This window comes from Microbacterium sp. K36, from assembly GCF_004794355.1.
Lineage (GTDB): Bacteria > Actinomycetota > Actinomycetes > Actinomycetales > Microbacteriaceae > Microbacterium > Microbacterium paraoxydans_D.
In genome coordinates, this window is record NZ_SSDN01000099.1 from 102,294 (window position 1) to 121,762 (window position 19,469).

A 19,469-nucleotide genomic window follows, 5' to 3' on the forward strand; every position below is an offset into this window, starting at 1 on the left:
TCCCGCCTTCCCGACGGATACCCCCGGGGCGTCCCCATCGTCTTGTCAGTGGCGTGGGTTAGTGTCCAAGAAGCCCCGGCCGCCCGGACGAGGCGCAGCAAGGAGTGTCGGTGCAGTTCACATCCACGGACATCGAGCAGGTGGAGTCCACCTGGCAGCAGTTCGTGCCCTCGGCGACCCTCCAGGACGTGGACCCCCGCCGGTTCCGCTTCGACTGGCGCTCGGTGGAGGCGGCGTCCATGTCGCTCGTCCGCTATCAGCTCGCGGCCCAGGTGCACTCCCGCGCCCAGCCGGAGGATCAGCTGCTGGTGTGTCGGGTCGATGCCGCCGATGCCCGGATCTGGTCCGGCCGGCAAGGGCTCGACGCGGGTCAGCCGTGGCTCACGGACGGCGTCCGGGTCGAGGCGAAGTGGAATCAGGTGGCCCGCGTCCGTGCGCTCGTGTTCGATCGCGCGGCGGCGCGCGACTCGATCAGGCAGATCACCGGCGACGACCGCCTCGAGCTCCGCGCCACCGGGCTCGCTCCGCACACACGCGAGGACGGGGCGCGGTGGGAGCGGATGTTCTCCTACATCGACGGCTCGTTCGGTCCGGATGGCGCCGACCCCCTCATCGCCGCCGAGCTCGAGCGCCACGCCCTGCTGCTGACCATGTCGGCGTTCCCCACCACCTTCAGCGAGTCGCTGCACCGTCCGGCCCAACGCTCCGCGGCGCCGGCCTCGGTGCGTCGCGCCCTCGCGTTCATCGAGGACAACGCACACCTGCCCATCACGGTGGACGACGTCGCGGCGGCGGCCTACATGTCCACCCGAGGCCTGCAGTATGCCTTCCGCCGCGCGCTCGACATGACGCCGAACGAGGCTCTGCGGCGCGCCCGGCTCGACGGCGCGCATCGGGATCTGCGACACGGCAAGGGCACGTCGGTGTCCGCGATCGCGCGCCGGTGGGGTTTCAGCAACGTCTCCCGCTTCGCCGTGGCGTATCGCGAGGCGTACGGGAATCCGCCCGTTCTCACCGCTATGTGACGGGAGACTGACACCGCGCGCATACTCTGTTCGCAGCAGACGGCGCGTCGCCCTGATGCGCACGATGTCGTGCGCAAATTGGCTAGAGTCCAAGTATCCCCGGGAGCGGTCTGCCGTCTTCCCCCCACGTTCCCAAGGAGCGCCATGAACATTCCCGCAGCCCCCGCCGCGAAGGTCGGCTGACCATGGGCAGCCTGTACTACGGCGACACCCAGACGCCGATCCAGATCGAAGACCGTGCGCTCGCCCACCTCAAGGTGGTCATCGCCACGAAGCTGCGCCGAAACGAGAGCTTCACGCTCTCCTGGCGCCACCCCGAGGGCGATGCCCCCGGCCGGTCCACGCTGTGGCTGCACCCGTCGATCCCGCTCCGGTTCGTCTTCGACGAGGCCGAGACGCCCGAGCTGAGCCGACGCTGGATCGAGGAGCTCGCGCACTCCGCGAACTCGAGCGGGGGCATCACCCTCGTCGAGGAACATCTCGAAGGCGCGGACGTCGTCTGATGAGAAGGGCCGCGGGTTCTCCCGCGGCCCTTCCCCTTTCCGTCTGCGTCCGTTCAGAGCCCTTCGTCGGAACTCGAGCTGACGGACCGCCGGGTCGTGGGCTCCCCGGTCGCCGGGTCGACGTACGTCCGCGACACCGTCTCCGTGCGGCGCCGGCGCGCGAGCAGCACGATGCCGATGAGGAAGATGATCACGCCGGCACCCATGAGGATGTAGCCGACCATGTCCAGGTCGACCCACGGCACGTCGACGTTGATCGCGAACACGAGGATCGCTCCGATGACGAAGAGCGCGATTCCGCTGCCGATGCTCATAGTCTCTCCCGTTCCCGCGGCGCGGTGCCGCTCTCGGGGAGCATGTCAGCTCCCCGAGGCCTCGAGGAGGGGCTTGACACGGGCGCGCTCAGAGCTTTCGGAGCACGCTCACGCGGCGCCGGACTTCGGCTGACGAGCCCAGAGATCCGGACCGAAGACCTCGTACTCGATGCGCTCCGGCGCGATGCCGCGTGCCGTCAGAGCGCTTCGGATCGCCTGCATGAACGGCAGCGGCCCGCACAGGAACACGCGCGCCGTCGGCGGGAGGTCGATGTCGGCGAGATCCATCCGGCCGGAACGCACCGCCGGCCCCTCCGCTGCGCCCCCGGTGTACCAGGTCAGGGTGCGGACGTCGTTCAACCGCTGCGCGTGGGCGCGCACGTCCGACACCAGGGCGTGGGTCTCCGGCTCGCGGTCCACGTGGAACAGGTGCACCGACCGGTCGGGACGCCGTCGCGCGAGGTCGCCCACCATCGCTGCGACGGGCGTGATGCCGATTCCCGCCGAGATGAGGACCAGCGCGTCATCGGAGTCATCGAGGAGCAGGTCCCCGGCAGGCTGGGAGACGTCGAGCACCGTTCCGACGTGGGCGTTCTCGTGCAGCCAGGTCGACACCTGCCCGTCCGGTGCGCCGTCCGCGCCGCGCACGCGCTTCACGGTGACGCGCAGTGCCGCCTCGGGCGTCGACGAGGAGATCGTGTACTGCCGGGGCTGGCGCGTGCCGTCAGGGAGGTTGACGGCGGCGGCCACGTACTGCCCGATGCGATGGGGCGCTCGGCGACCGTCCACCGGCTCCAGGGTGAGGGAGATGACGTCGCGAGCCTCCTCCACGCGGTCGACGACCCGGTGCGGTCGCCACGGGTGGTCCGGATCCGTGCCGGCGTCCGCGTAGAGCCGCGCCTCCTCGGCGATGAGGGAGCAGCCGAAGAGCCAGTACACCTCGTCCCACGCCGCATGCACTGCCGGCGTGATCGCGTCGCCGAGTACGTCATCGACCGCGGCCAGGAGATAGCGGCCCACGATCGTGTACTGGCGCGCCGAGATACCCAGCGAGACGTGGCGGTGGGCGATACGCCGCATCACCGGGGAGAAGTCCGGCGCGTCGGGATCGATGAGGTGCACGGCGAACGCCACGACGGACGCCGCCAGCGCCTTGGGTTGATCGCCCTGGACCTGATGCGCGCGGTTGAAGACGTTCAACAGCTCAGGATGCGCCTCGAACATCCGCCGGTAGAACAGGGTGGTGATCTCGTCGGCGTGAGCGGCGACGACGCCGGCGGTGGCGCGGACGATGACTTCGGAGTCCGTGGAGAGCTGCATGGCTGCCTTTCGGTCGGTGTCCGTTCAGCCTCTCGACGACGAGCGCGCCACGTCGCCGCGGATACCGTGGAAAACCGGACTCCGACCCGCTTTCACCTCACGTAGCCGTAGGACTCGACCCGCGGGAATGCGAGCCCATCGCCTTCGCCGGTCCACACGCCGGTGAAGCGCAGCACGACATCGTCTCCGGCGTCGAGCGGTCCGTTCCACGTGACGGTGTTCTCCGCCGCGGAAGGGCGGCCGGAGGTCGCCTCCAGCGTCGACGCTGCCCAGGTCGAGTCGTCGAGGAGGCCGTCCAGGCGGAACGTGAGCGCGCTCTTCGTCGAGTCGACCTCGCCGTTGTTGAGGAACTGCATGGTGTACGTCACGGTGTCCCCCACCTGGGGATCGGTCGGGCTCATGTTGAACGTGTACTGGAAGAAGAGACAGGCGGGCCCGACACGCTGCGCGAGCACGCCCGTGCTCAGCGCCTTCGACACGGCCGGGTCCGCAGCTGTCGCCTCCGCGTGAGCGGCGGGAGCGAGCACCGCACCACCGAGCGAGAGAGCGGCTGCGACGCCGAGGGCGGCAGAGGGACGGGCAATGAGCGTCTTGTTCATGAGAGATGCCTTTCTCCGACGGGCTGCGGCGTCGGCGTGGTCGTCGAGGGAGACTCCTCGACGACCACTAGACGCCGAATGGCGCGATCGATCACGCGACGACGGTGAAGTCGTCGCGTGATCGATCGGCGTGGCCCCTCCCGGCCCTCAGTCGCCGGTGCGCGAACCCGCGACCCGGTGACGGACGCCGAGCGCCACGACTCCGGCGAGCAGCAGCAGCGCTCCCAGGAAGATCGGGCCGGTCGGCCCCTCGGCCCCGGTCAGGGCAAGCTCACCGCCGGGCGTGGGCGGAGGAGTGACCGCGGTCCCGTTGGTGAGCACGACCGCGACCGTCGCGTCTTCGGAGATCGTGAGCGTGGCACCGCCGTCGCCGACGTCGACTCCCGCGCCGGTGAAGCGCGGGCTCTTCCACGTGACGCCCTCCACGGAGCTCGGCGCCTTCTCGCGGAGCGTGACGACCGTTCCCGCCGGCAGATCCGCGAGTCCGTCGCTCTTCCCAGCGCGGAGCGCGAGTTCACCGGTGACGGGCTGTCCCGCGAGCTCGTACGAGTACTCCACGGTGAAGGTCTGGTGCGCGGGAACGAGGGAGGCCCCGGCCCCGGTGAGCTTCTTGGTCACCGTGAAGCCCCCGACCGGCGGCGGCGTGACCGTCGTCGGGTTGGTGAGCGTCACCGCGACCGTCGTGCCCCGTGCGATGGTGACGGTGGCGCCGCCATCGGTGATCGCCACATCGGTGCCGGAGAAGACCGGCGCCTGCCAGGTCACGCCGTCGACGTCCGCCGGCGTGACCTCAGACAGCGTGACGACCGTTCCCGCCGGCAGATCCTCGAGACCATCGGTCTGCCCGGACCGCAAGGCGAGCTCGCCCTCCACCGTCTGTCCTGCGCGCTGGTACGAGTAGGCCACCCGGAACTCGCGGTCGTCGGGCACCAGAGCCGCGCCGGAACCGCTGACCTCCTTGGTCACGGTGAACCCGCCGACCGGGAGCACCCCTTCGCCATCTCCCCCGCCCTGGGAGTAGATGACCGGTGTGCTCTCGGTGACCCACCGGGAGCCGGTCACGGTGTTGTGAAACGCATCACCGGGACGGACGTCGGTGGGCAGAGCCGTCTTGTAGCGGAGCACGTAGATCGCGTCGGCGACGATCGGCGCGTCCACCGTCACCGTGAACGACTCGGAGCTGAGCTCCGTGACGGTGAAATCGCTGCCCGACTGCAGCGCCGTGGACACGGTGTACTTGCCTCCCGCCCAGTCCTTCGCGAGCACGTACGCCACGGTGACGGACGCGGGATCGAGCACGAGACCGGCCGTGAACGTGTCGGTGAGCGTCGGGGCCTCCCCGGCCAGCGCGGAGGACGGGATGTTCACGCCCCACGCGATGTTCCGACCGTCGAGCGTCACGTCGCCCCACTTGGTCGGGGTCGACGGCGCCGGGAACTCCGGGACCGGTCCGATCCCGCCGGGGACGTCGACCGGAACGACGGTTCCGCCGCCCGTCGTGAACGGGATCTCCGTCAGCGTGGTCTCCTCGTCCGCCCTGGCACGGAAGTGCAGTGTGCCGCTGACGTCGGTGTGGCTGTCCACGTAATCCGTGAGCGTGCACACGAGCTCACCGGTCGACACCTCGCAGGTTCCGACGGTCTGGCCGTCTGGCGCCGTCAGGGCGAAGGAATCGCGCACCCCGGTCAGGCTCGGGCTCGTCGGAAAGGCGAGGCGGAACGTGTCCCCCGCAGTCGCCGTGTCCGGCACTGCCCAGGTCGCTTCGAACGCGATCCGGTCCCAGACCTTGATCTGGTCGGTGGGTTCGGTGATGGTCAACGAGGTGATCCCGGTGACCTCCGCAGCGCGGGCCGTCGCCGGCGTCGCGATGACGGCCGCCAGGGCCGCCAGACAGATCGCGAGCAGAGCACCCGCGAACGTCGTCAGGCGCGTTCCCCGCGCGCCCGATCTGATTGCGTGCTGAATGACTGGCACTTTCGACTCCCCAGATGATCGATGAACTCGCGCGGACGGCTTCTGCCGCGCGAGTGATGTCCCCAGGAAGGGATGCAGAACGGCGCGTTCTGTTACGCGGTTCGGCCGAACGGGTTTCTCGCGGCACACGCAATATGCCGTGATCCTGCGGAAAACGGCGTCATGAAACGGTCACCTCGTCATCTCTCCTGTGACGGATCGCTTCCCCTTCCGACGCGTCCGTCCGTCTGTAGAGGCATTCGCCGTCTACCTGGTGCCGGGGGCATCGTTGTCTCTCCCCGCTCCCGGCACCTCCTTTCGCAGCGCATCGATGCTCCACCGGTAGCGCTTCAGCCCCGTGAGCAGGATCGCGGCGGCCGTGAAGACGAAGACCGGGTACCGGAACGGCGCGAGCGGCCCGAGGAAGACGAGCATCGTCACGCCGAACGTCACCGTGAGCAGCGCGGCGGCTCCCGCCGCGATCCGGGTCCACAGCCCGATGGCCAGCAGCAGAGCGAGGACGGTCTCCAGAGCCGTCGCCAGCACGGCCGCCGTGTCCACCACCACGTCGACGGGGACAGGGACGAGCTGAGCCGTGTACGCCCGGAAGATCGTCCACGATCCCCACGACACGCCTTCAGCCCCCGGGCCGCCGATGACCCCGAAGCGGTCGGCGACCGCGAGGGCGAAGCTCGCCGCGATCGCGAGACGCAACACGAGCTGCCCCACGTCCTCGATCCGACGACGCGTCTCCGCGTTCGGCACACTCGTGGTCGTCATGGCTCCTGCTCCGATCCGGAGGCCGATGGGCGTCGAGACCTCCAGAGGAGAGACGGAAGAACGCGGCGACGATTACGACAGACGAGGCCAGGGAGTAGGGCGGGTCGGACTTGAACCGACGATCGTTGGGTTATGAGCCCACTGCCTTAACCAGCTTGGCCACCGCCCCGTACCGCCCCAGCCTAGCGGGGCGAGGTCTCACGCCTCGCTCGCCTCGGTGTGCGTGGCCACGTGCTCCAGGTAGATCGTGGCATTCGCCAGCAGCGAGGCGCGTTCGTCGTCCGAGAGCGCCCTGCGCACCTTCGCCGGCACGCCTGCCACGAGGGAGCCCGGCGGCACCTCGGTCCCACCGAGCACCACGGCACCGCCGGCGACCAGGCAGCCCTCTCCGATCACCGCGCCGCTGAGGACGACGGCCCCCATCCCGATGAGAGAGCCGTCACCGATCGTGCAGCCGTGCACGACAGCGTTGTGCCCGATCGACACCCGTGACCCGACGAGGACGGGATGCCCGGCGTCGACGTGGATCGACACGTTGTCCTGCACGTTGCTGCCAGGTCCGATGACGATCGGCGAGGAGTCACCGCGGAGCACCGCGTTGTACCAGACGCTGGCACCGGCTCCGAGAGACACCGCGCCGACGATGCGGGCGCCGTCCGCGACGAAGGCGGTGTCGTCGAGCTCGGGGGTGCGATCCGGGAGGGCGAGGACGGAGGCTCCGGCAGCGATGCTCATGAGGCGAGACTACCCTCACTTCCCCGGAATCACGCGGAAGTGAGTGGAGCCTCAGCTTCCTTGCGGAATGCCTGAGCCTGAGTAACGTTGTACTCGTCAGACAGAGAATTCATTCGGAGGAGCAAGAAGATGAGCAAGGCCCAGACCGTTTCCACCACCGCCATCGACCCGACTGTGGCCGCCGGTGCGGCGCAGTTCCTCTCCCCCGTCGTCCTCGGCCTCCAGGCGCTGACCGTCAACGGCAAGCAGGCGCACTGGCACGTCCGCGGCGCCAACTTCGTCGGCGTGCACGAGCTGCTCGACACGATCGTCGCCCACGCCGGAGACTTCGCCGACACCGCCGCCGAGCGCATCGTCGCTCTGGGCCTTCCGATCGACGCGCGCGTGAACGCCGTCGCCGAGAAGGCAGGCGCCACCGGCGTTCCGGCCGGCTTCGCGCAGTCGGACGAGCTGATCCGCGCCGTGATCGCCGACATCGACGCGATCCTCGTCGATGTGAAGGCGGCCGTCGAGGGCCTCGACGAGGTCGACCTCACGAGCCAGGACGTGGCGATCGAGATCCAGCGCGGGCTGGAGAAGGACCGCTGGTTCCTCGTGTCGCACATCGCGGCCTGATACCACGTTCACGACGAAGGGCGGCTCCCTACGGGGCCGCCCTTCGTCGTGTGCGCGCCGCCTCACGCGACGTGTGTGAGGCGACCGCCGAGCAGCGTGGTGGTCACAGGCATCGTCCGGAGCCCCGCCGCGTCAGCGGTGCGAGGATCACTCCCGACGACCACGATGTCCGCGCTCTGACCGGGACGGAGCGACGTGCGGACACTCGCTTCGAGGGCCTGATCCAGCGTCACCCGCTCCTCCGGATGCCAGGCGACCCGGTCGTCGTCGGTCCGCCACACCGCCGCGGCGATCGCATGCCAGGGGTCGAGCGCCGCGACCGGCGCATCGGAGCCGAAGCGCACCTCCGCACCCGCCGACAGCAGCGAGGCGAGCGGGTAGCCGATCGCGGTCTGCTCCGCCCAGTGGTGCTCGACCAGGTCACGGTCGTCCACCGCATGCTGGGGTTGGACGCTCGCGCGCACCCCGAGCCGGGCGAATCGGGCGAGGTCAGCGTGCCGCACCAGTTGCGCATGCTCCATCGACCCTGTGGCACCGGATGCGCCGAAGGCGTCGAGGGCCGCCGTCACAGCGCGATCGCCGATCGCGTGCACGGCGACCTCGATCCCCGCTCCCGCCGCAGTGGTCAGCAGCGCCGTGAGCTCGTCCGGAGGCACCGTCAGCACCCCGTAGTTCGCGGGGTCGCCGGGGTAGGAGTGTGAGCACGCCGCGGTACGGGTGCCGAGCGAGCCGTCGCTGATGACCTTCAACGACCCGACCCGCACGAGGGATCCGACCAGCCCGGTCGGATCCGACACCGCAAGGCGCTCCCCCGTGCGGAGACCCGCGGTGATCGCCCGATCGAGATCCGCCGGATAGAACGCGAACTCGACGCGGTGCGCGGCGAAGCCCGCGAGGATCCGTCGCGGCCAGGCATCGGCGTTCCACGCCATGTCGAAGTCGACCAGACCGGTCACGCCGCGTGCCGCGGCCGCTGCCCCCGCACGGATGACCCCCTCATCGCTGTGGGCAGGATCGACGGCATTGAGCCGACGGGAGATCTCGAACGCGTCCTCCTCGCGGAGCAGACCGTCGTCCCCGCGGAAGCCCTCGCGCGCCAGAGCCGCCGAGTTCAGCCAGACGCTGTGCACGTCCGCGTTGATCAGGTAGGTGGGCACGGCGCCGGTCTCGGCATCGAGCACAGCCACGGATGGCCGATCCGGCCACAGCGCGTCCCGGAACCCCGTGCCGATCCGTCGGCCGTCCGGCAGCACGGGCGCGTCGCGCATCAACCTCGCGGCCCCGGCGGCTGAGTCCGCCGCGCCAAGCGGCACGCGCTCCGCGGCGAGGGCCCACTGCACGGTGTGCACATGGTTGTCCCAGAGCCCGGGCACCGCCCAAGCACCGTCGGCTTCGATGACCTCGCCGCGCGCCGGCAGGGCCCCGGTCGGCGCGATGTCGACGATGCGTCCGTCGGCGAGGTGGAGGTCGACCGGCTCATCGTCCAGCAGGAACTCCCGCCCCGGACCGACGGGGCGGACGGCACGGACCGTTCCGACCTGGACTCCGAGGGCGCTCACGCCCTTCCACCCGTCCGCGCGTCCTGTGCACGACGCATCTCCGCGGCGAGGGCGGCGTTCGCATACGGCCCTTCGGCGTGCAGCGCCGCGATCACCGCCTCGATGGTCTCCGCGGGCTTGTTCTGGCTCAGCTTCCGCTTGGCGACGACCTTCGTCGGGGTGAGGCGGAAGCCGACCGTTCCGGATTCGAGTCTCTCGATGAAGGCCGCGTCGTTCGGACGCTCCCACATGAGGCGCGGGTCGGGCAGGCGCGACTCGAACCGCGCGACCAAGGCATCGAGCACACGGAGGTTCTCCGCGGTGCTGAGGATCTCAGGAACGCCCGACAGGTGCACTGCGGTGTAGTTCCAGGTCGGGACCGCGGGAACGTCGCCGTACCAGCCCGGGGAGACGTACCCGTGCGGCCCCTGAAAGGCGAGCAGGATCTCCCGCTCCCCCAGGCCGTGGATGGCGTCGTCCGGGCGGCCCACGTGCCCCACGACCGTCAGATCATCGCGGTCGTCGTCGAGGAGGACGGCATAGTGCGAGGCGACCAGGCCGTCCTCGGGTGCGCTGACCACCGTCGCCCACGGGTTGGCGTCGATGACGCGCCGGATCTCGGCCACATCGGCGAGCGTGAAGCTCGGATTCTGTCGCATGGATCCCAGCCTAGAGCGGCGAGAGCCCCGGGGATCCCGCCCTCAGGCCTGACAGCGCGGGCACCAGTACAGCTTGCGGGCGCCGATCTCCTCCAGCGCGATCTCGGTCCCGCAGACCCGGCACGGCAGGCCGGCCCGGTGATAGACCCAGTGACGATCGTCGCGGCTCGCCATCGCGGCGCGGTACTGTTCGGGAGACAGCCCGTCCATCGTCATCATCTGACCGGTCTCCACGCCGATGGCCAGCAGCCGCACCCAGTCATGCCAGAGCGCCCTGACGACGTCCTCCGGGACGTCGCGGCCGGGCGTGTGCGGGTTAAGCCGCTGCCGGTAGAGCATCTCGGCGCGGTACACGTTGCCGATGCCGCTGACGACCGCCTGGTCCATCAGCAGCAGCGCGATCGGGGTCGGCTTCTTCCGCACGGCGCGGACGAACCGCTCCTCGTTCTCCGCCGGGTCGCCGACGAGCGGATCGGGGCCGAGCTTGGCCACCGTCGCCAGCATCTCCTCGGGCGTCTGCAGCACGCACGCGGTGGGTCCGCGCAGGTCGGCCACCGTGATGTCGGTCATGAGGCGCAGCCGCACCTGACCCACCACGGGCGGCGGCCATTCGTCGATCTCGTCGGTGAGCCCCTTGGTCTGCTCGGACATCCGCACGTGGACCCTGGCGCGCCGCGGGGCCCCGATCGAGGCGAGGGAGTTCTCCCCCGCGTCGTCGAGGATCGCCTCGTCGAGAGTGGTGCCGCGCTGATTGGTCTGGCCCATCCGGCCGTTGGCCGACGCGATGGTGGGGTCGACGAGGATCTCCCCCGCGAAGTCCCAGGCACCGTAGAGACCGAGGTGCACGCGCAGCCAGAGGTCACCCTCCGCTTCGAGGAACATCTGCTTGCCCACGGCCTGCACGCTCACGGCCTGGCGTCCGTCGAGCACCGCGGCGCCCTCGGCGAAGCGTCCCTGCGGGCTGGAGGCGCTCATCGTCTTGCCGACGAAGTTGCGATCGAACTGCCGCGCGATGCGGTGGACGGAATGTCCCTCGGGCATGTCAGGCCCGGGGGTCCGGGAGGAGCGAGCCGTCGCGCTCGAAGTCGGCGATCTGTCCGATGCGCCGGACGTGCCGCTCGTCGCCGGAGAACGGCGTGGCGATGAACCGGTCGATGAACGCCGTGACCTCGTCGTAGGTGTGCTGACGCGCGCCGATGGAGATGACGTTCGCGTCGTTGTGCTCCCGCGCGAGCTCGGCCGTGGAGAGATTCCAGACGAGCGCCGCGCGGACCCCGGCGACCTTGTTCGCGGCGATCTGCTCGCCGTTGCCCGAGCCGCCGAAGACGATACCGAGCGCCGGCACCCCTGTCGCCTGATCGACGACGACGGCCTGCGCCGCCCGGATGCAGAAGGCCGGGTAGTCGTCGAGCGCGTCGTACTCCACCGGACCGTGGTCGATCACCTCGTGCCCTGCGGCGCGGAGATGCTCCTGCAGCCGCGTCGAGAACTCGAGTCCGGCGTGATCGGTGGCGATGTGGATGCGCATGGTCTCCATCCTAGGATCCGGTGTCCGCGACTCAGGGGGCGATGCCGGCCGCCGCGGGCTTGAACCCCGCGCGCACGTTCTCGCAGCACCCGGGACGGCAGACGTCGAACGCACCGGGCAGATCGGTGACGTGCGGACGCTCCGCATTCGGGCGACCCTGCAGGCGCTCCTCGATGAGGTCGACGATGCCCTCCACGAACGCCTCGCGGACGCCGGGCGTCGGCGTGCGGACGAAGGCGAGGCCCGCCTCTTCCGCGGCCTCGGCGGCCTCGGTGTCGAGATCCCAGAGGACCTCCATGTGATCACTCATGAAGCCGACGGGCACCACGACGACGGCCTTGCGGCCGCGCGCCGGGAGCTCCGCGATCACGTCGCAGACGTCGGGCTCCAGCCAGGGCTGCGACGCCGGGCCCGAACGCGACTGGTAGACGAGCTCCCAGGGCACGTCGGCGGCTCCCGGGACGGCGGCGCGCACCTGCTCCATCGTCCACTCCGACACGGCGAGGTGCTGCGCGGCGTAGGCCCCGCCCTCGCCCCAGTCGATGTCGCGGGCGCCGGAGCGCTCGGCGTCGGCGGTCGGGATGCTGTGCGTGGAGAAGAGGACCTGGATCTCGGTCGGCGCGAAGCCCTGGTCGAGGTAGCCCTGCACCGACTCCCGCACGCCCGCCTCGAAGGCCTCGACGAAGCCGGGGTGGTCGTAGAAGGGACGGATCTTGTCGATGGTGACCGTCTCGCCGAGGCCGGTGTCGGTGAGCACGCGGGCGAAGTCCTCGCGGTACTGGCGGCAGCTCGAGAACGAGCTGTACGCGCTCGTGGCGAAGGCGAGGAGGGTGGTGTGGCCGTTGGCGGACGCCTCGGGGAGCACGTCCTCGAGGTACGGACCCCAGTTGCGGTTGCCCCAGTACACCGGGAGGTCGATCCCCCGGGCCACGAGCGCCTTCTCCAGCGTCTCCTTGAGCACGCGGTTCTGGCCGTTGATCGGACTCACGCCGCCGAAGTGACGGTAGTGGTGCGCGACCTCCTCCAGCCGCTCGTCCGGGATGCCCCGACCGCGCGTCACGTTCCGGAGGAAGGGGATCACGTCCTCCTGGCCCTCCGGGCCGCCGAAGCTCGCCAAGAGGATGGCGTCGTAGGCGACGGGCGTGGTCACATAGGGGTCGCCGCCGGCAGCGGCGGGCGAGGCAAAGGGAACGACATTCGGCTCGATCGCGGTCACCCCTCCATCTTCCCACCTCCGCGGACGACGAGCGTCCGTAGGACCGTGACTATCCCCGGTTCGCGAGGATCGACGGCGCGCGGGTCGCTCTGGCGTAGGCTGTCATGGTTGCCGTCGGCGCCAACTGCGCCGACCCCGGTTACATCCCCTCACCCCTGGGAGTACAGCTTTGCCTGGAGAGAACCTCACCCGAATCGAAGCGCAGGAGCGCCGCGACGTCGTCGACACGCACTCCTATGAGGTCGCCCTCGATCTGACCAAGGGCGCCGAGGTCTTCGGCTCCCGGAGCGTCGTGCGCTTCTCCGCGTCCCCCGACAGCTTCACCTTCATCGACCTCATCGCCCGCGACGTCCGTGAGATCTCGCTCAACGGAGAGCAGCTCGACCCGCGCGAGGTCTTCGCAGACTCTCGGATCGCGCTCGCCGGTTTGCAGGAGGAGAACGTCCTCGTCGTCGACGCCGACTGCCTCTACACCAACACCGGTGAGGGCCTGCACCGCTTCGTCGACCCGGTGGACGGCGAGGTCTACCTCTACTCGCAGTTCGAGGTGCCGGACTCCCGTCGCGTGTTCGCCGTCTTCGAGCAGCCCGACCTCAAGGCCACCTTCCAGTTCACGGTGACCGCCCCCGCAGAGTGGAAGGTCGTCTCCAACTCCCCCACCCCGGAGCCCATCGTCCACGACGACGGGGTCTCGGCCACCTGGGGCTTCGAGCCCACGCCACGGATCTCCTCCTACATCACGGCCCTCGTCGCCGGACCGTACGAGGCCACCTTCTCGGAGCTCACCAGCGCCTCGGGCCGCGTGATCCCGCTCGGCGTCTACGGACGCAAGAGCCTCTGGGAGCACCTGGACGCCGACTACATCTTCGACAAGACCCGTGAGGGCTTCGCCTACTTCGAGTCGAAGTTCGGCGTGCCGTACCCGTTCGCCAAGTACGACCAGCTCTTCGTGCCCGAGTTCAACGCCGGCGCGATGGAGAACGCGGGAGCGGTGACGTTCACCGAGACCTACGTCTTCCGCAGCAAGGTCACCGACGCCGTCAAGGAGCGTCGCGTCGTGACGATCCTGCACGAGCTCGCCCACATGTGGTTCGGCGATCTGGTCACCATGAAGTGGTGGAACGACCTCTGGCTCAACGAGTCGTTCGCGGAGTGGGCGTCCACCATCGCGACCGCCGAGGCGACCGAGTGGACCGAGGCCTGGACCACGTTCAACGCGCTGGAGAAGACCTGGGCCTACCGCCAGGACCAGCTCCCCTCGACCCACCCGATCGTCGCCGAGATCAACGACCTCGAGGACGTGCAGGTCAACTTCGACGGCATCACCTACGCCAAGGGCGGCTCGGTCCTCAAGCAGCTCGCCGCGTGGGTCGGCATCGAGGCGTTCTTCGCCGGTGTCTCGCAGTACTTCCAGAAGCACTCCTGGGGCAACACCGAGCTCAGCGACCTGCTGACGGAGCTGGAGGCCACGAGCGGCCGCGATCTCGGCACCTGGTCGAAGAAGTGGCTGGAGACGGCCGGAGTCAACACCCTCGAGCCGGTCGTGGCGGAAGACGACAACGGCAAGATCTCGCGCTTCGCCATCACCCAGACGGCTCCGGCCGACTACCCGACCATCCGTCCGCACCGTCTCGGCATCGGCTTCTACTCGCTGCAGGACGGCGCGCTCACGCGCACCCACCACATCGAGGTCGACGTGGACGGCGACCGCACCGAGGTCCCCGAACTCCAGGGGCTGGACCGCCCCGACCTCATCCTCCTCAACGACGATGACCTCGCGTACGCGAAGATCCGTCTCGACGAGAAGTCGCTCGCGACGGCGATCGCCCACCTCGCCGACATCCACGACCCCCTTGCCCGCTCGCTCGTCTGGGGAGCGGCCTGGGACCAGACCCGCGACGCGGAGACGGCGGCGTCCGACTACATCGACCTCGTTCTGGGCAACATCGGCCGGGAGACCGAGTCCACCACGGTCCGCACCACCCTCGTGCAGCTCCAGACGGCCGCGACGCTCTACGTCGCTCCGGCCGAGCGTGAAGCCGCACGGCTGAAGGTGGCCGACGGTCTCTGGGCGCTCGCCGAGTCGGCGGAGGCCGGCAGCGACAGCCAGCTCCAGTTCGTCACCGCCTTCGCGAACAACCTCGTGACGCCGGAGCACGCCGGCATCGTCGGGCGTCTGCGCTCGGGTGAGGAGACGCTCCCCGGACTCGATGTCGACGCCGACCTGAGCTGGCAGCTCCTCGTCGGCCTCGCGACCATCGGTGCGACCGACGCCGGTGCCATCGACGCCGCGCTCGCCGCCGACAACACCGCCAAGGGAGCGGAGTTCGCGGCGCAGGCGCGCGCCGCTCTTCCGGACTCGGCCGCGAAGCAGGAGGCCTGGGACGCGCTGATCGCGCGCGACGACGCCCCGAACACCATCGTCCGCTCGGCCGCCCTCGGCTTCGTCCACCCGGCGGGTGTGGAGGTGCTGGGCGCCTTCGTGCCGCAGTACTTCGACATGCTCCTGCCGGTGTGGGAGTCGCGGACCTACCAGATCGCGCAGTACCTCGTCGTCGGGCTCTTCCCCACCGCTCTCGCCGACGTCGCGCTGCGCGATGCGACGCGGGGCTGGCTCTCCGAGCACCAGGACGCGCCGCCCGCCCTGCGCCGGCTCGTGCTGGAGAACCTTGCGGACGTGGAGCGCGCCCTCGCCGCGCAGTCCCGCGACGCCGAGGACTGACCCTCCGCCACCGACACCGACACGGGCCTCTGCCGCCGCTCTTCCAGCCGGCGCAGAGGCCCTCTCGGTACCATCGACACGATGCTGATTTCCGCTGAGACGACCCCCACGCCGACGCCCGCCGAGCTCCCCCCGTGGGTGGTGGACATGCTCGCGCTGCTGACCGAGGTCGGCGGCAAGCTCCTCCAGATCGCCCTGATCATCGGCGCTTGCGTCCTCATCGCGCTCGTGCTGCGCCGGGTGATCAGGCGTGTCGTGCACCGCATCGTCGACACCGCCAAGAACAAGGCCGCCGTCGACGACACCCAGGCGCTGGAACGCTCCCCGCTGGCCGACATGCGACTGGTCCAGCGCACCCGCACGCTCGGCACCATCCTGCAGAACATCGTCAACGTGATGCTCGTGATCATCGCGATCATCCTCATCGTCAACGCGATCGACAACGCTCTCCTCGGATCGCTCACCCTCCTCACGGCGGCGGTCGGTGCCGGCCTCGGTTTCGGTGCTCAGAACATCGTCAAGGACGTGCTGAACGGCATCTTCCTCGTCGCCGAGGACCAGATCGGCATCGGCGACGTCGTCGACCTCGGGCTGGCGAGCGGCGTCGTCGAGTACGTCAGTGTGCGCGTGACCCAGGTGCGCGACGTGAACGGGACCCTCTGGTACGTGCGCAACGGCGAGGTGACGCGGATCGGGAACATGTCGCAGGGCTGGGCACGCGCCATCGTCGACATCGGTGTGGCGCCGGACTCCGACCTCGAACAGGTCGAGCACATCCTGCTGGAGACGGCGCAGGGCCTGGCGAAGGACCCGAAGTGGCGCACCCGCATCGTGGAGAAGCCGGAGCTGTGGGGCCTGGAGTCGGTGGACGGCGACGCTCTCGTGGTGCGAGCCGTCATCAAGACCAGGGCGAACGCGCGAGACGACGTGGCGCAGGAGCTCCGACGTCGTCTCCGGGCCGCTCTGCTGGAGAAGGAGATCGACGTCCCGCGTCTCGCGGACGTCGTGCCCACCGGATTAGAGGGTGCACGCCGCGTCCGGGGCGCCAACCCGCCGAAGACGCGCCCCAACGCGGTCACCGGGGTGCCCGTGATCCCGGATCGCGGCATCTGGCGGCGCAAGAAGAACACCGGCGGCGACGGGAGTGCAGACAAGTGACGTTCTACGACGAGGTCGGTGGGCGCGAGACGTTCGCGAAGATCGTCTCGGTGTTCTATCGCGAGGTGGCCCTCGACCCCGTGCTCAAGCCGATGTATCCGGAGGAGGACCTCGGTCCGGCCGAGGAGCGCCTGCTCCTGTTCCTCGAGCAGTACTGGGGCGGCCCGAGCACCTACGGCGAGACCCGCGGCCATCCCCGCCTGCGGATGCGTCACATGCCCTTCCGGGTCGACCCCGACGCCCGCGATCGTTGGCTTCGTCATATGCGCACGGCCGTGGACGAGGCGCAGTTGTCCCCGTTGCACGAAACCACTCTCTGGGACTACCTGGAGCGCGCCGCCTATGCCATGGTGAACACATTCGAGCCGTCCGGCATCGGCACGGCACCCCAGGGGCGCACGACCCTGGAGACCCGCTCCCGTCAGGAATCAACGGAGACCCCATGACGACCACACCCCCGACCGCAGACGTCCTGGTGATCGGTTGGGGGTTGGCCGGTCTCGTCGCCGCCGCGGAAGCCCTCGAGGCCGGACGTCGGGTCGTCATCGTGGACCAGGAACCGCGGACGAACCTGGGCGGGCAGGCGTGGTGGTCCTTCGGCGGGCTGTTCCTCGTGGATTCTCCGGAACAGCGCCGCCTCGGCATCACCGACTCGCTCGAGCTCGCGACCCAGGACTGGTTCGGCACCGCCGGATTCGACCGCCCCGAGGACGAGTGGCCCCGGCGCTGGGCAGAGGCCTATCTGCAGTTCGCGGCCGGCGAGAAGCGCTCGTGGCTCCGCGCCCGCGGCGTCGGCTTCTTCCCTGTGGTCGGCTGGGCCGAGCGGGGCGGCTACGGCGCCCTCGGTCCGGGGAACTCGGTCCCTCGCTTCCACATAACCTGGGGAACCGGGCCGGGGATCGTCGCCCCGTTCGCGGCCGCCGTCGAGCAGGGAGAGCGGGAGGGACGGCTCACCGTCCTCGCCCGACACCGCGTCGAGGAACTCGTCCTCACCGGCGGGCGCGTGACCGGTGCCCGCGGGAGCGTGCTGGCGTCGGACGGTGCCGCCCGGGGCGTCCCCTCGTCCCGAGACGTGATCGGCGCGTTCGAGATCGACGCGACGGCGACGATCGTGGCCTCCGGGGGCATCGGCGGAAACCATGACCTCGTCCGCGCGGCCTGGCCCTCGCGCCTCGGCACTCCCCCGGCGCACATGCTCTCCGGCGTGCCCGCCTATGTCGACGGCTCGATGCAGAGCGTGAGCGCCGCCGCCGGAGCCCGCCTCATCAACGGCGACCGGATGTGGCACTACGTGGAAGGCATCACCAACTGGGACCCGGTGTGGCCGCAGCACGGCATCCGCATCCTGCCCGGCCCCTCGTCGCTGTGGCTCGACGCGACCGGACACCGGCTCCCCGTTCCGCTCTTCCCCGGCTTCGACACCCTCGGCACGCTCGAGTACCTGCGGCGGACGGGCCACGACCACTCCTGGTTCGTGACCTCGCGGCAGATCGTGGAGAAGGAGTTCGCGCTGTCCGGCAGCGAGCAGAACCCGGATCTCACCGGCAAGGACGTGGCCCTGCTCCTCAAGTCCCGCCTCGCGAAAGGGCCGACCGGACCCGTGCAGTCGTTCCTCGACGAGGGCGAGGACTTCATCGTCGAGAACGACCTGGAGTCCTTGCTGGAGCAGATGGCGGCCCACCCCGGGGGCGAGCTCCTGGACATCGAGGCCGTGCGCCGCGAGGTGGTCGCCCGCGACCGGGAGATGGCCAACGACTTCAGCAAGGACCCGCAGATCGGCATGCTGCGCTCGATGCGGGCCTATCGCGGTGACAAGCTCATCCGCACCGCGGCCCCACATCGGCTCCAGGACCCCTCCGCCGGGCCGCTGATCGCTGTCAAGCTGCACGTGCTCACCCGGAAGTCCCTCGGGGGGATCAACACGGATCTCGACGGTCGCGCCCTGGATGGAAGCGGCGCGCCGATTCCGGGTCTCTTCGCCGCGGGTGAGGCCAGCGGCTTCGGCGGCGGAGGCGCGCACGGCTACCGGGCCCTGGAGGGCACATTCCTCGGCGGGTGCCTGTTCTCCGGCCGTCAGGCCGGACGCGCAGCGGCTGACCTCGGCTGATCCGGAGCTGCCCGCCGGTCCCGTGGTCCCGTCAGGCCCGGGTGCCGGTGGCTCGCACGCCGGTCAGCCCGGAGGCCACGGGACCGCGGGCGAGCACGTGGCCGCGGCGGAACGCGAGCCGCGTCCAACGACCGGAACGCGTGACGGGCACGTCCTCTTCGCCGGAGATGAAGCCGAGCGCGTCGGCCGCGAACGCGACGCCGCGCGGCAGGCCGCCGAGGTCGTCGTCCGGCTCGCCCCAGATCGCCGCGCGGAGCGCGCGCACCGCCTCTTCGCCGGATCCCGGTCCCGCGCCGTGTGCGACCGCGGAGATGCCCCACTGCGCGCGCTGCGCGATGACGGAGGCGGGAAGGGTCGACTCCAGCGCCCACCCCTGTCGTGGGGGCGCGACACCGGCCCACGCGGGCGAGAGAGCGGTCTCCGGCAGAGCGAGGCGCTGCGGGTCGTCCGTCGACCTCAGGGCGTCGATCACGAGGTCGCACTCGAGCTCCGGGTCGGCACGGACGATGCGCATGGCAAGGATCGTCGGCGTCTGATCGAAGAGCCCCTGAGGCGCGAGGACCGCCGTGGTGAGCGCCAGGACGCCCTGATGAGCCTGGAGACGCACGCCCTCGTCGGACACCCGGGCCGCGCGGCCCGTGAACGTGAGGACATCCTTCGCCGTGTCCGGATCGGCGAGCAGGAGCTGAGGGGTCAC

At 70.0% G+C, this 19,469-nt stretch carries 19 protein-coding genes, 1 tRNA gene and 1 pseudogene; 7 read left to right on the forward strand and 14 right to left on the reverse strand.

Annotated features, from left to right (window positions below; translation table 11 throughout):
* The first annotated feature begins 110 nt into the window (after positions 1 to 110).
* Together DW296_RS14770 and DW296_RS14775 are read left to right on the forward strand one after the other, a co-directional pair.
* Positions 111 to 1,025 (forward strand): helix-turn-helix transcriptional regulator, encoded by a 915-nt coding sequence (locus DW296_RS14770; RefSeq protein WP_136052814.1) that lies wholly within the window; start codon positions 111 to 113, stop codon positions 1,023 to 1,025.
* A 185-nt stretch (positions 1,026 to 1,210) separates the two neighbouring features.
* Complete coding sequence (locus DW296_RS14775; RefSeq protein WP_060921991.1) at positions 1,211 to 1,528, forward strand: DUF7882 family protein; 318 nt, start codon at positions 1,211 to 1,213, stop codon at positions 1,526 to 1,528.
* 53 nt (positions 1,529 to 1,581) lie between these two features.
* Here the strand turns inward: DW296_RS14775 and DW296_RS14780 are convergent, their stop codons facing one another.
* From DW296_RS14780 to DW296_RS14810, 8 genes and pseudogenes are all read right to left on the reverse strand, one after another.
* On the reverse strand, positions 1,582 to 1,842 hold the full coding sequence (locus tag DW296_RS14780) for a DUF6458 family protein (protein ID WP_071328575.1): 261 nt from the start codon (positions 1,840 to 1,842) through the stop codon (positions 1,582 to 1,584).
* Between the two features lie 108 nt (positions 1,843 to 1,950).
* Positions 1,951 to 2,802 carry an FAD-binding oxidoreductase gene (locus tag DW296_RS14785; RefSeq protein ID WP_342588961.1) on the reverse strand — a complete coding sequence of 284 codons (852 nt, stop codon included), beginning with the start codon at positions 2,800 to 2,802 and terminating at the stop codon, positions 1,951 to 1,953.
* Positions 2,788 to 3,165: pseudogene (locus tag DW296_RS16735) on the reverse strand (globin domain-containing protein); the annotation flags it as partial. The pseudogene DW296_RS16735 and the gene DW296_RS14785, both read right to left, overlap by 15 nt.
* 89 nt (positions 3,166 to 3,254) lie before the next feature.
* Positions 3,255 to 3,761 (reverse strand): hypothetical protein, encoded by a 507-nt coding sequence (locus DW296_RS14790; RefSeq protein ID WP_136052816.1) that lies wholly within the window; start codon positions 3,759 to 3,761, stop codon positions 3,255 to 3,257.
* Between the two features lie 147 nt (positions 3,762 to 3,908).
* Positions 3,909 to 5,735, reverse strand: a complete 1,827-nt coding sequence (locus DW296_RS14795; RefSeq protein ID WP_136052817.1) for a DUF5979 domain-containing protein — start codon at positions 5,733 to 5,735, stop codon at positions 3,909 to 3,911.
* Positions 5,736 to 5,981: 246 nt separating this feature from the next.
* Entirely contained in the window at positions 5,982 to 6,494 is a 513-nt protein-coding gene (locus DW296_RS14800) for a DoxX family protein (protein WP_136052818.1), read from the reverse strand.
* 95 nt (positions 6,495 to 6,589) lie between these two features.
* A tRNA-Ile gene (locus DW296_RS14805) sits at positions 6,590 to 6,663 on the reverse strand.
* Between the two features lie 29 nt (positions 6,664 to 6,692).
* The gene (locus DW296_RS14810) at positions 6,693 to 7,229 is read right to left on the reverse strand and encodes a gamma carbonic anhydrase family protein (protein ID WP_136052819.1); all 537 of its coding nucleotides are present in this window, start codon (positions 7,227 to 7,229) and stop codon (positions 6,693 to 6,695) included.
* 129 nt (positions 7,230 to 7,358) lie between these two features.
* Here DW296_RS14810 and DW296_RS14815 point away from each other — a divergent pair, with 129 nt between their 5' ends.
* Positions 7,359 to 7,844, forward strand: coding sequence for a Dps family protein (locus DW296_RS14815; protein ID WP_025103404.1), 486 nt, complete (start codon positions 7,359 to 7,361; stop codon positions 7,842 to 7,844).
* Positions 7,845 to 7,906: 62 nt separating this feature from the next.
* Here DW296_RS14815 and DW296_RS14820 read toward each other — a convergent pair whose 3' ends face one another.
* Genes DW296_RS14820 through DW296_RS14840 form a run of 5 tightly spaced genes read right to left on the reverse strand, consistent with a single transcriptional unit; the run spans position 7,907 to position 12,785 of the window.
* Positions 7,907 to 9,403, reverse strand: coding sequence for an amidohydrolase (locus DW296_RS14820; protein ID WP_136052820.1), 1,497 nt, complete (start codon positions 9,401 to 9,403; stop codon positions 7,907 to 7,909).
* Entirely contained in the window at positions 9,400 to 10,041 is a 642-nt protein-coding gene (locus DW296_RS14825; RefSeq protein ID WP_025103402.1) for an FMN-binding negative transcriptional regulator, read from the reverse strand. The genes DW296_RS14820 and DW296_RS14825 overlap by 4 nt, the downstream gene beginning before the upstream one ends.
* A 42-nt stretch (positions 10,042 to 10,083) precedes the next feature.
* Positions 10,084 to 11,082 carry an Fpg/Nei family DNA glycosylase gene (locus tag DW296_RS14830; RefSeq protein WP_136052821.1) on the reverse strand — a complete coding sequence of 333 codons (999 nt, stop codon included), beginning with the start codon at positions 11,080 to 11,082 and terminating at the stop codon, positions 10,084 to 10,086.
* Between the two features lies 1 nt (position 11,083).
* Positions 11,084 to 11,569 (reverse strand): ribose-5-phosphate isomerase, encoded by a 486-nt coding sequence (locus DW296_RS14835; RefSeq protein WP_136052822.1) that lies wholly within the window; start codon positions 11,567 to 11,569, stop codon positions 11,084 to 11,086.
* Positions 11,570 to 11,600: 31 nt separating this feature from the next.
* Positions 11,601 to 12,785 (reverse strand): ferrochelatase, encoded by a 1,185-nt coding sequence (locus tag DW296_RS14840; protein WP_136052823.1) that lies wholly within the window; start codon positions 12,783 to 12,785, stop codon positions 11,601 to 11,603.
* A gap of 169 nt (positions 12,786 to 12,954) precedes the next feature.
* Between DW296_RS14840 and pepN the strand changes: the two genes are divergently transcribed.
* The 4 genes from pepN to DW296_RS14860 all read left to right on the forward strand — a co-directional run bounded on the left by pepN (position 12,955) and on the right by DW296_RS14860 (position 18,772).
* Positions 12,955 to 15,507 (forward strand): aminopeptidase N, encoded by a 2,553-nt coding sequence (gene pepN, locus DW296_RS14845; protein WP_136052824.1) that lies wholly within the window; start codon positions 12,955 to 12,957, stop codon positions 15,505 to 15,507.
* Between the two features lie 81 nt (positions 15,508 to 15,588).
* Positions 15,589 to 16,665 carry a mechanosensitive ion channel family protein gene (locus tag DW296_RS14850; protein WP_136052825.1) on the forward strand — a complete coding sequence of 359 codons (1,077 nt, stop codon included), beginning with the start codon at positions 15,589 to 15,591 and terminating at the stop codon, positions 16,663 to 16,665.
* A complete protein-coding gene (locus DW296_RS14855) occupies positions 16,617 to 17,111 on the forward strand; it encodes a globin (protein WP_331203136.1) in 495 nt (164 codons plus the stop codon). Before DW296_RS14850 ends, DW296_RS14855 begins: the two co-directional genes overlap by 49 nt.
* Complete coding sequence (locus DW296_RS14860; protein ID WP_136052826.1) at positions 17,108 to 18,772, forward strand: FAD-binding dehydrogenase; 1,665 nt, start codon at positions 17,108 to 17,110, stop codon at positions 18,770 to 18,772. The genes DW296_RS14855 and DW296_RS14860 overlap by 4 nt, the downstream gene beginning before the upstream one ends.
* Before the next feature lie 31 nt (positions 18,773 to 18,803).
* Here DW296_RS14860 and DW296_RS14865 read toward each other — a convergent pair whose 3' ends face one another.
* Positions 18,804 to 19,469, reverse strand: coding sequence for a hypothetical protein (locus tag DW296_RS14865; protein WP_136052827.1), 666 nt, complete (start codon positions 19,467 to 19,469; stop codon positions 18,804 to 18,806).

What these genes read in the sequence shown, in the direction of transcription:
- DW296_RS14835 (WP_136052822.1), bottom strand. Translation starts at nt 11,569, where the DNA reads ATGCGCATCCACATCGCCACCGATCACGCCGGACTCGAGTTCTCGACG.
- DW296_RS14830 (WP_136052821.1), bottom strand. Translation starts at nt 11,082, where the DNA reads ATGCCCGAGGGACATTCCGTCCACCGCATCGCGCGGCAGTTCGATCGC.
- DW296_RS14850 (WP_136052825.1), top strand. Translation starts at nt 15,589, where the DNA reads ATGCTGATTTCCGCTGAGACGACCCCCACGCCGACGCCCGCCGAGCTC.
- DW296_RS14860 (WP_136052826.1), top strand. Translation starts at nt 17,108, where the DNA reads ATGACGACCACACCCCCGACCGCAGACGTCCTGGTGATCGGTTGGGGG.
- DW296_RS14780 (WP_071328575.1), bottom strand. Translation starts at nt 1,842, where the DNA reads ATGAGCATCGGCAGCGGAATCGCGCTCTTCGTCATCGGAGCGATCCTC.
- DW296_RS14815 (WP_025103404.1), top strand. Translation starts at nt 7,359, where the DNA reads ATGAGCAAGGCCCAGACCGTTTCCACCACCGCCATCGACCCGACTGTG.
- DW296_RS14775 (WP_060921991.1), top strand. Translation starts at nt 1,211, where the DNA reads ATGGGCAGCCTGTACTACGGCGACACCCAGACGCCGATCCAGATCGAA.
- DW296_RS14825 (WP_025103402.1), bottom strand. Translation starts at nt 10,041, where the DNA reads ATGCGACAGAATCCGAGCTTCACGCTCGCCGATGTGGCCGAGATCCGG.
- DW296_RS14810 (WP_136052819.1), bottom strand. Translation starts at nt 7,229, where the DNA reads ATGAGCATCGCTGCCGGAGCCTCCGTCCTCGCCCTCCCGGATCGCACC.
- DW296_RS14800 (WP_136052818.1), bottom strand. Translation starts at nt 6,494, where the DNA reads ATGACGACCACGAGTGTGCCGAACGCGGAGACGCGTCGTCGGATCGAG.
- DW296_RS14790 (WP_136052816.1), bottom strand. Translation starts at nt 3,761, where the DNA reads ATGAACAAGACGCTCATTGCCCGTCCCTCTGCCGCCCTCGGCGTCGCA.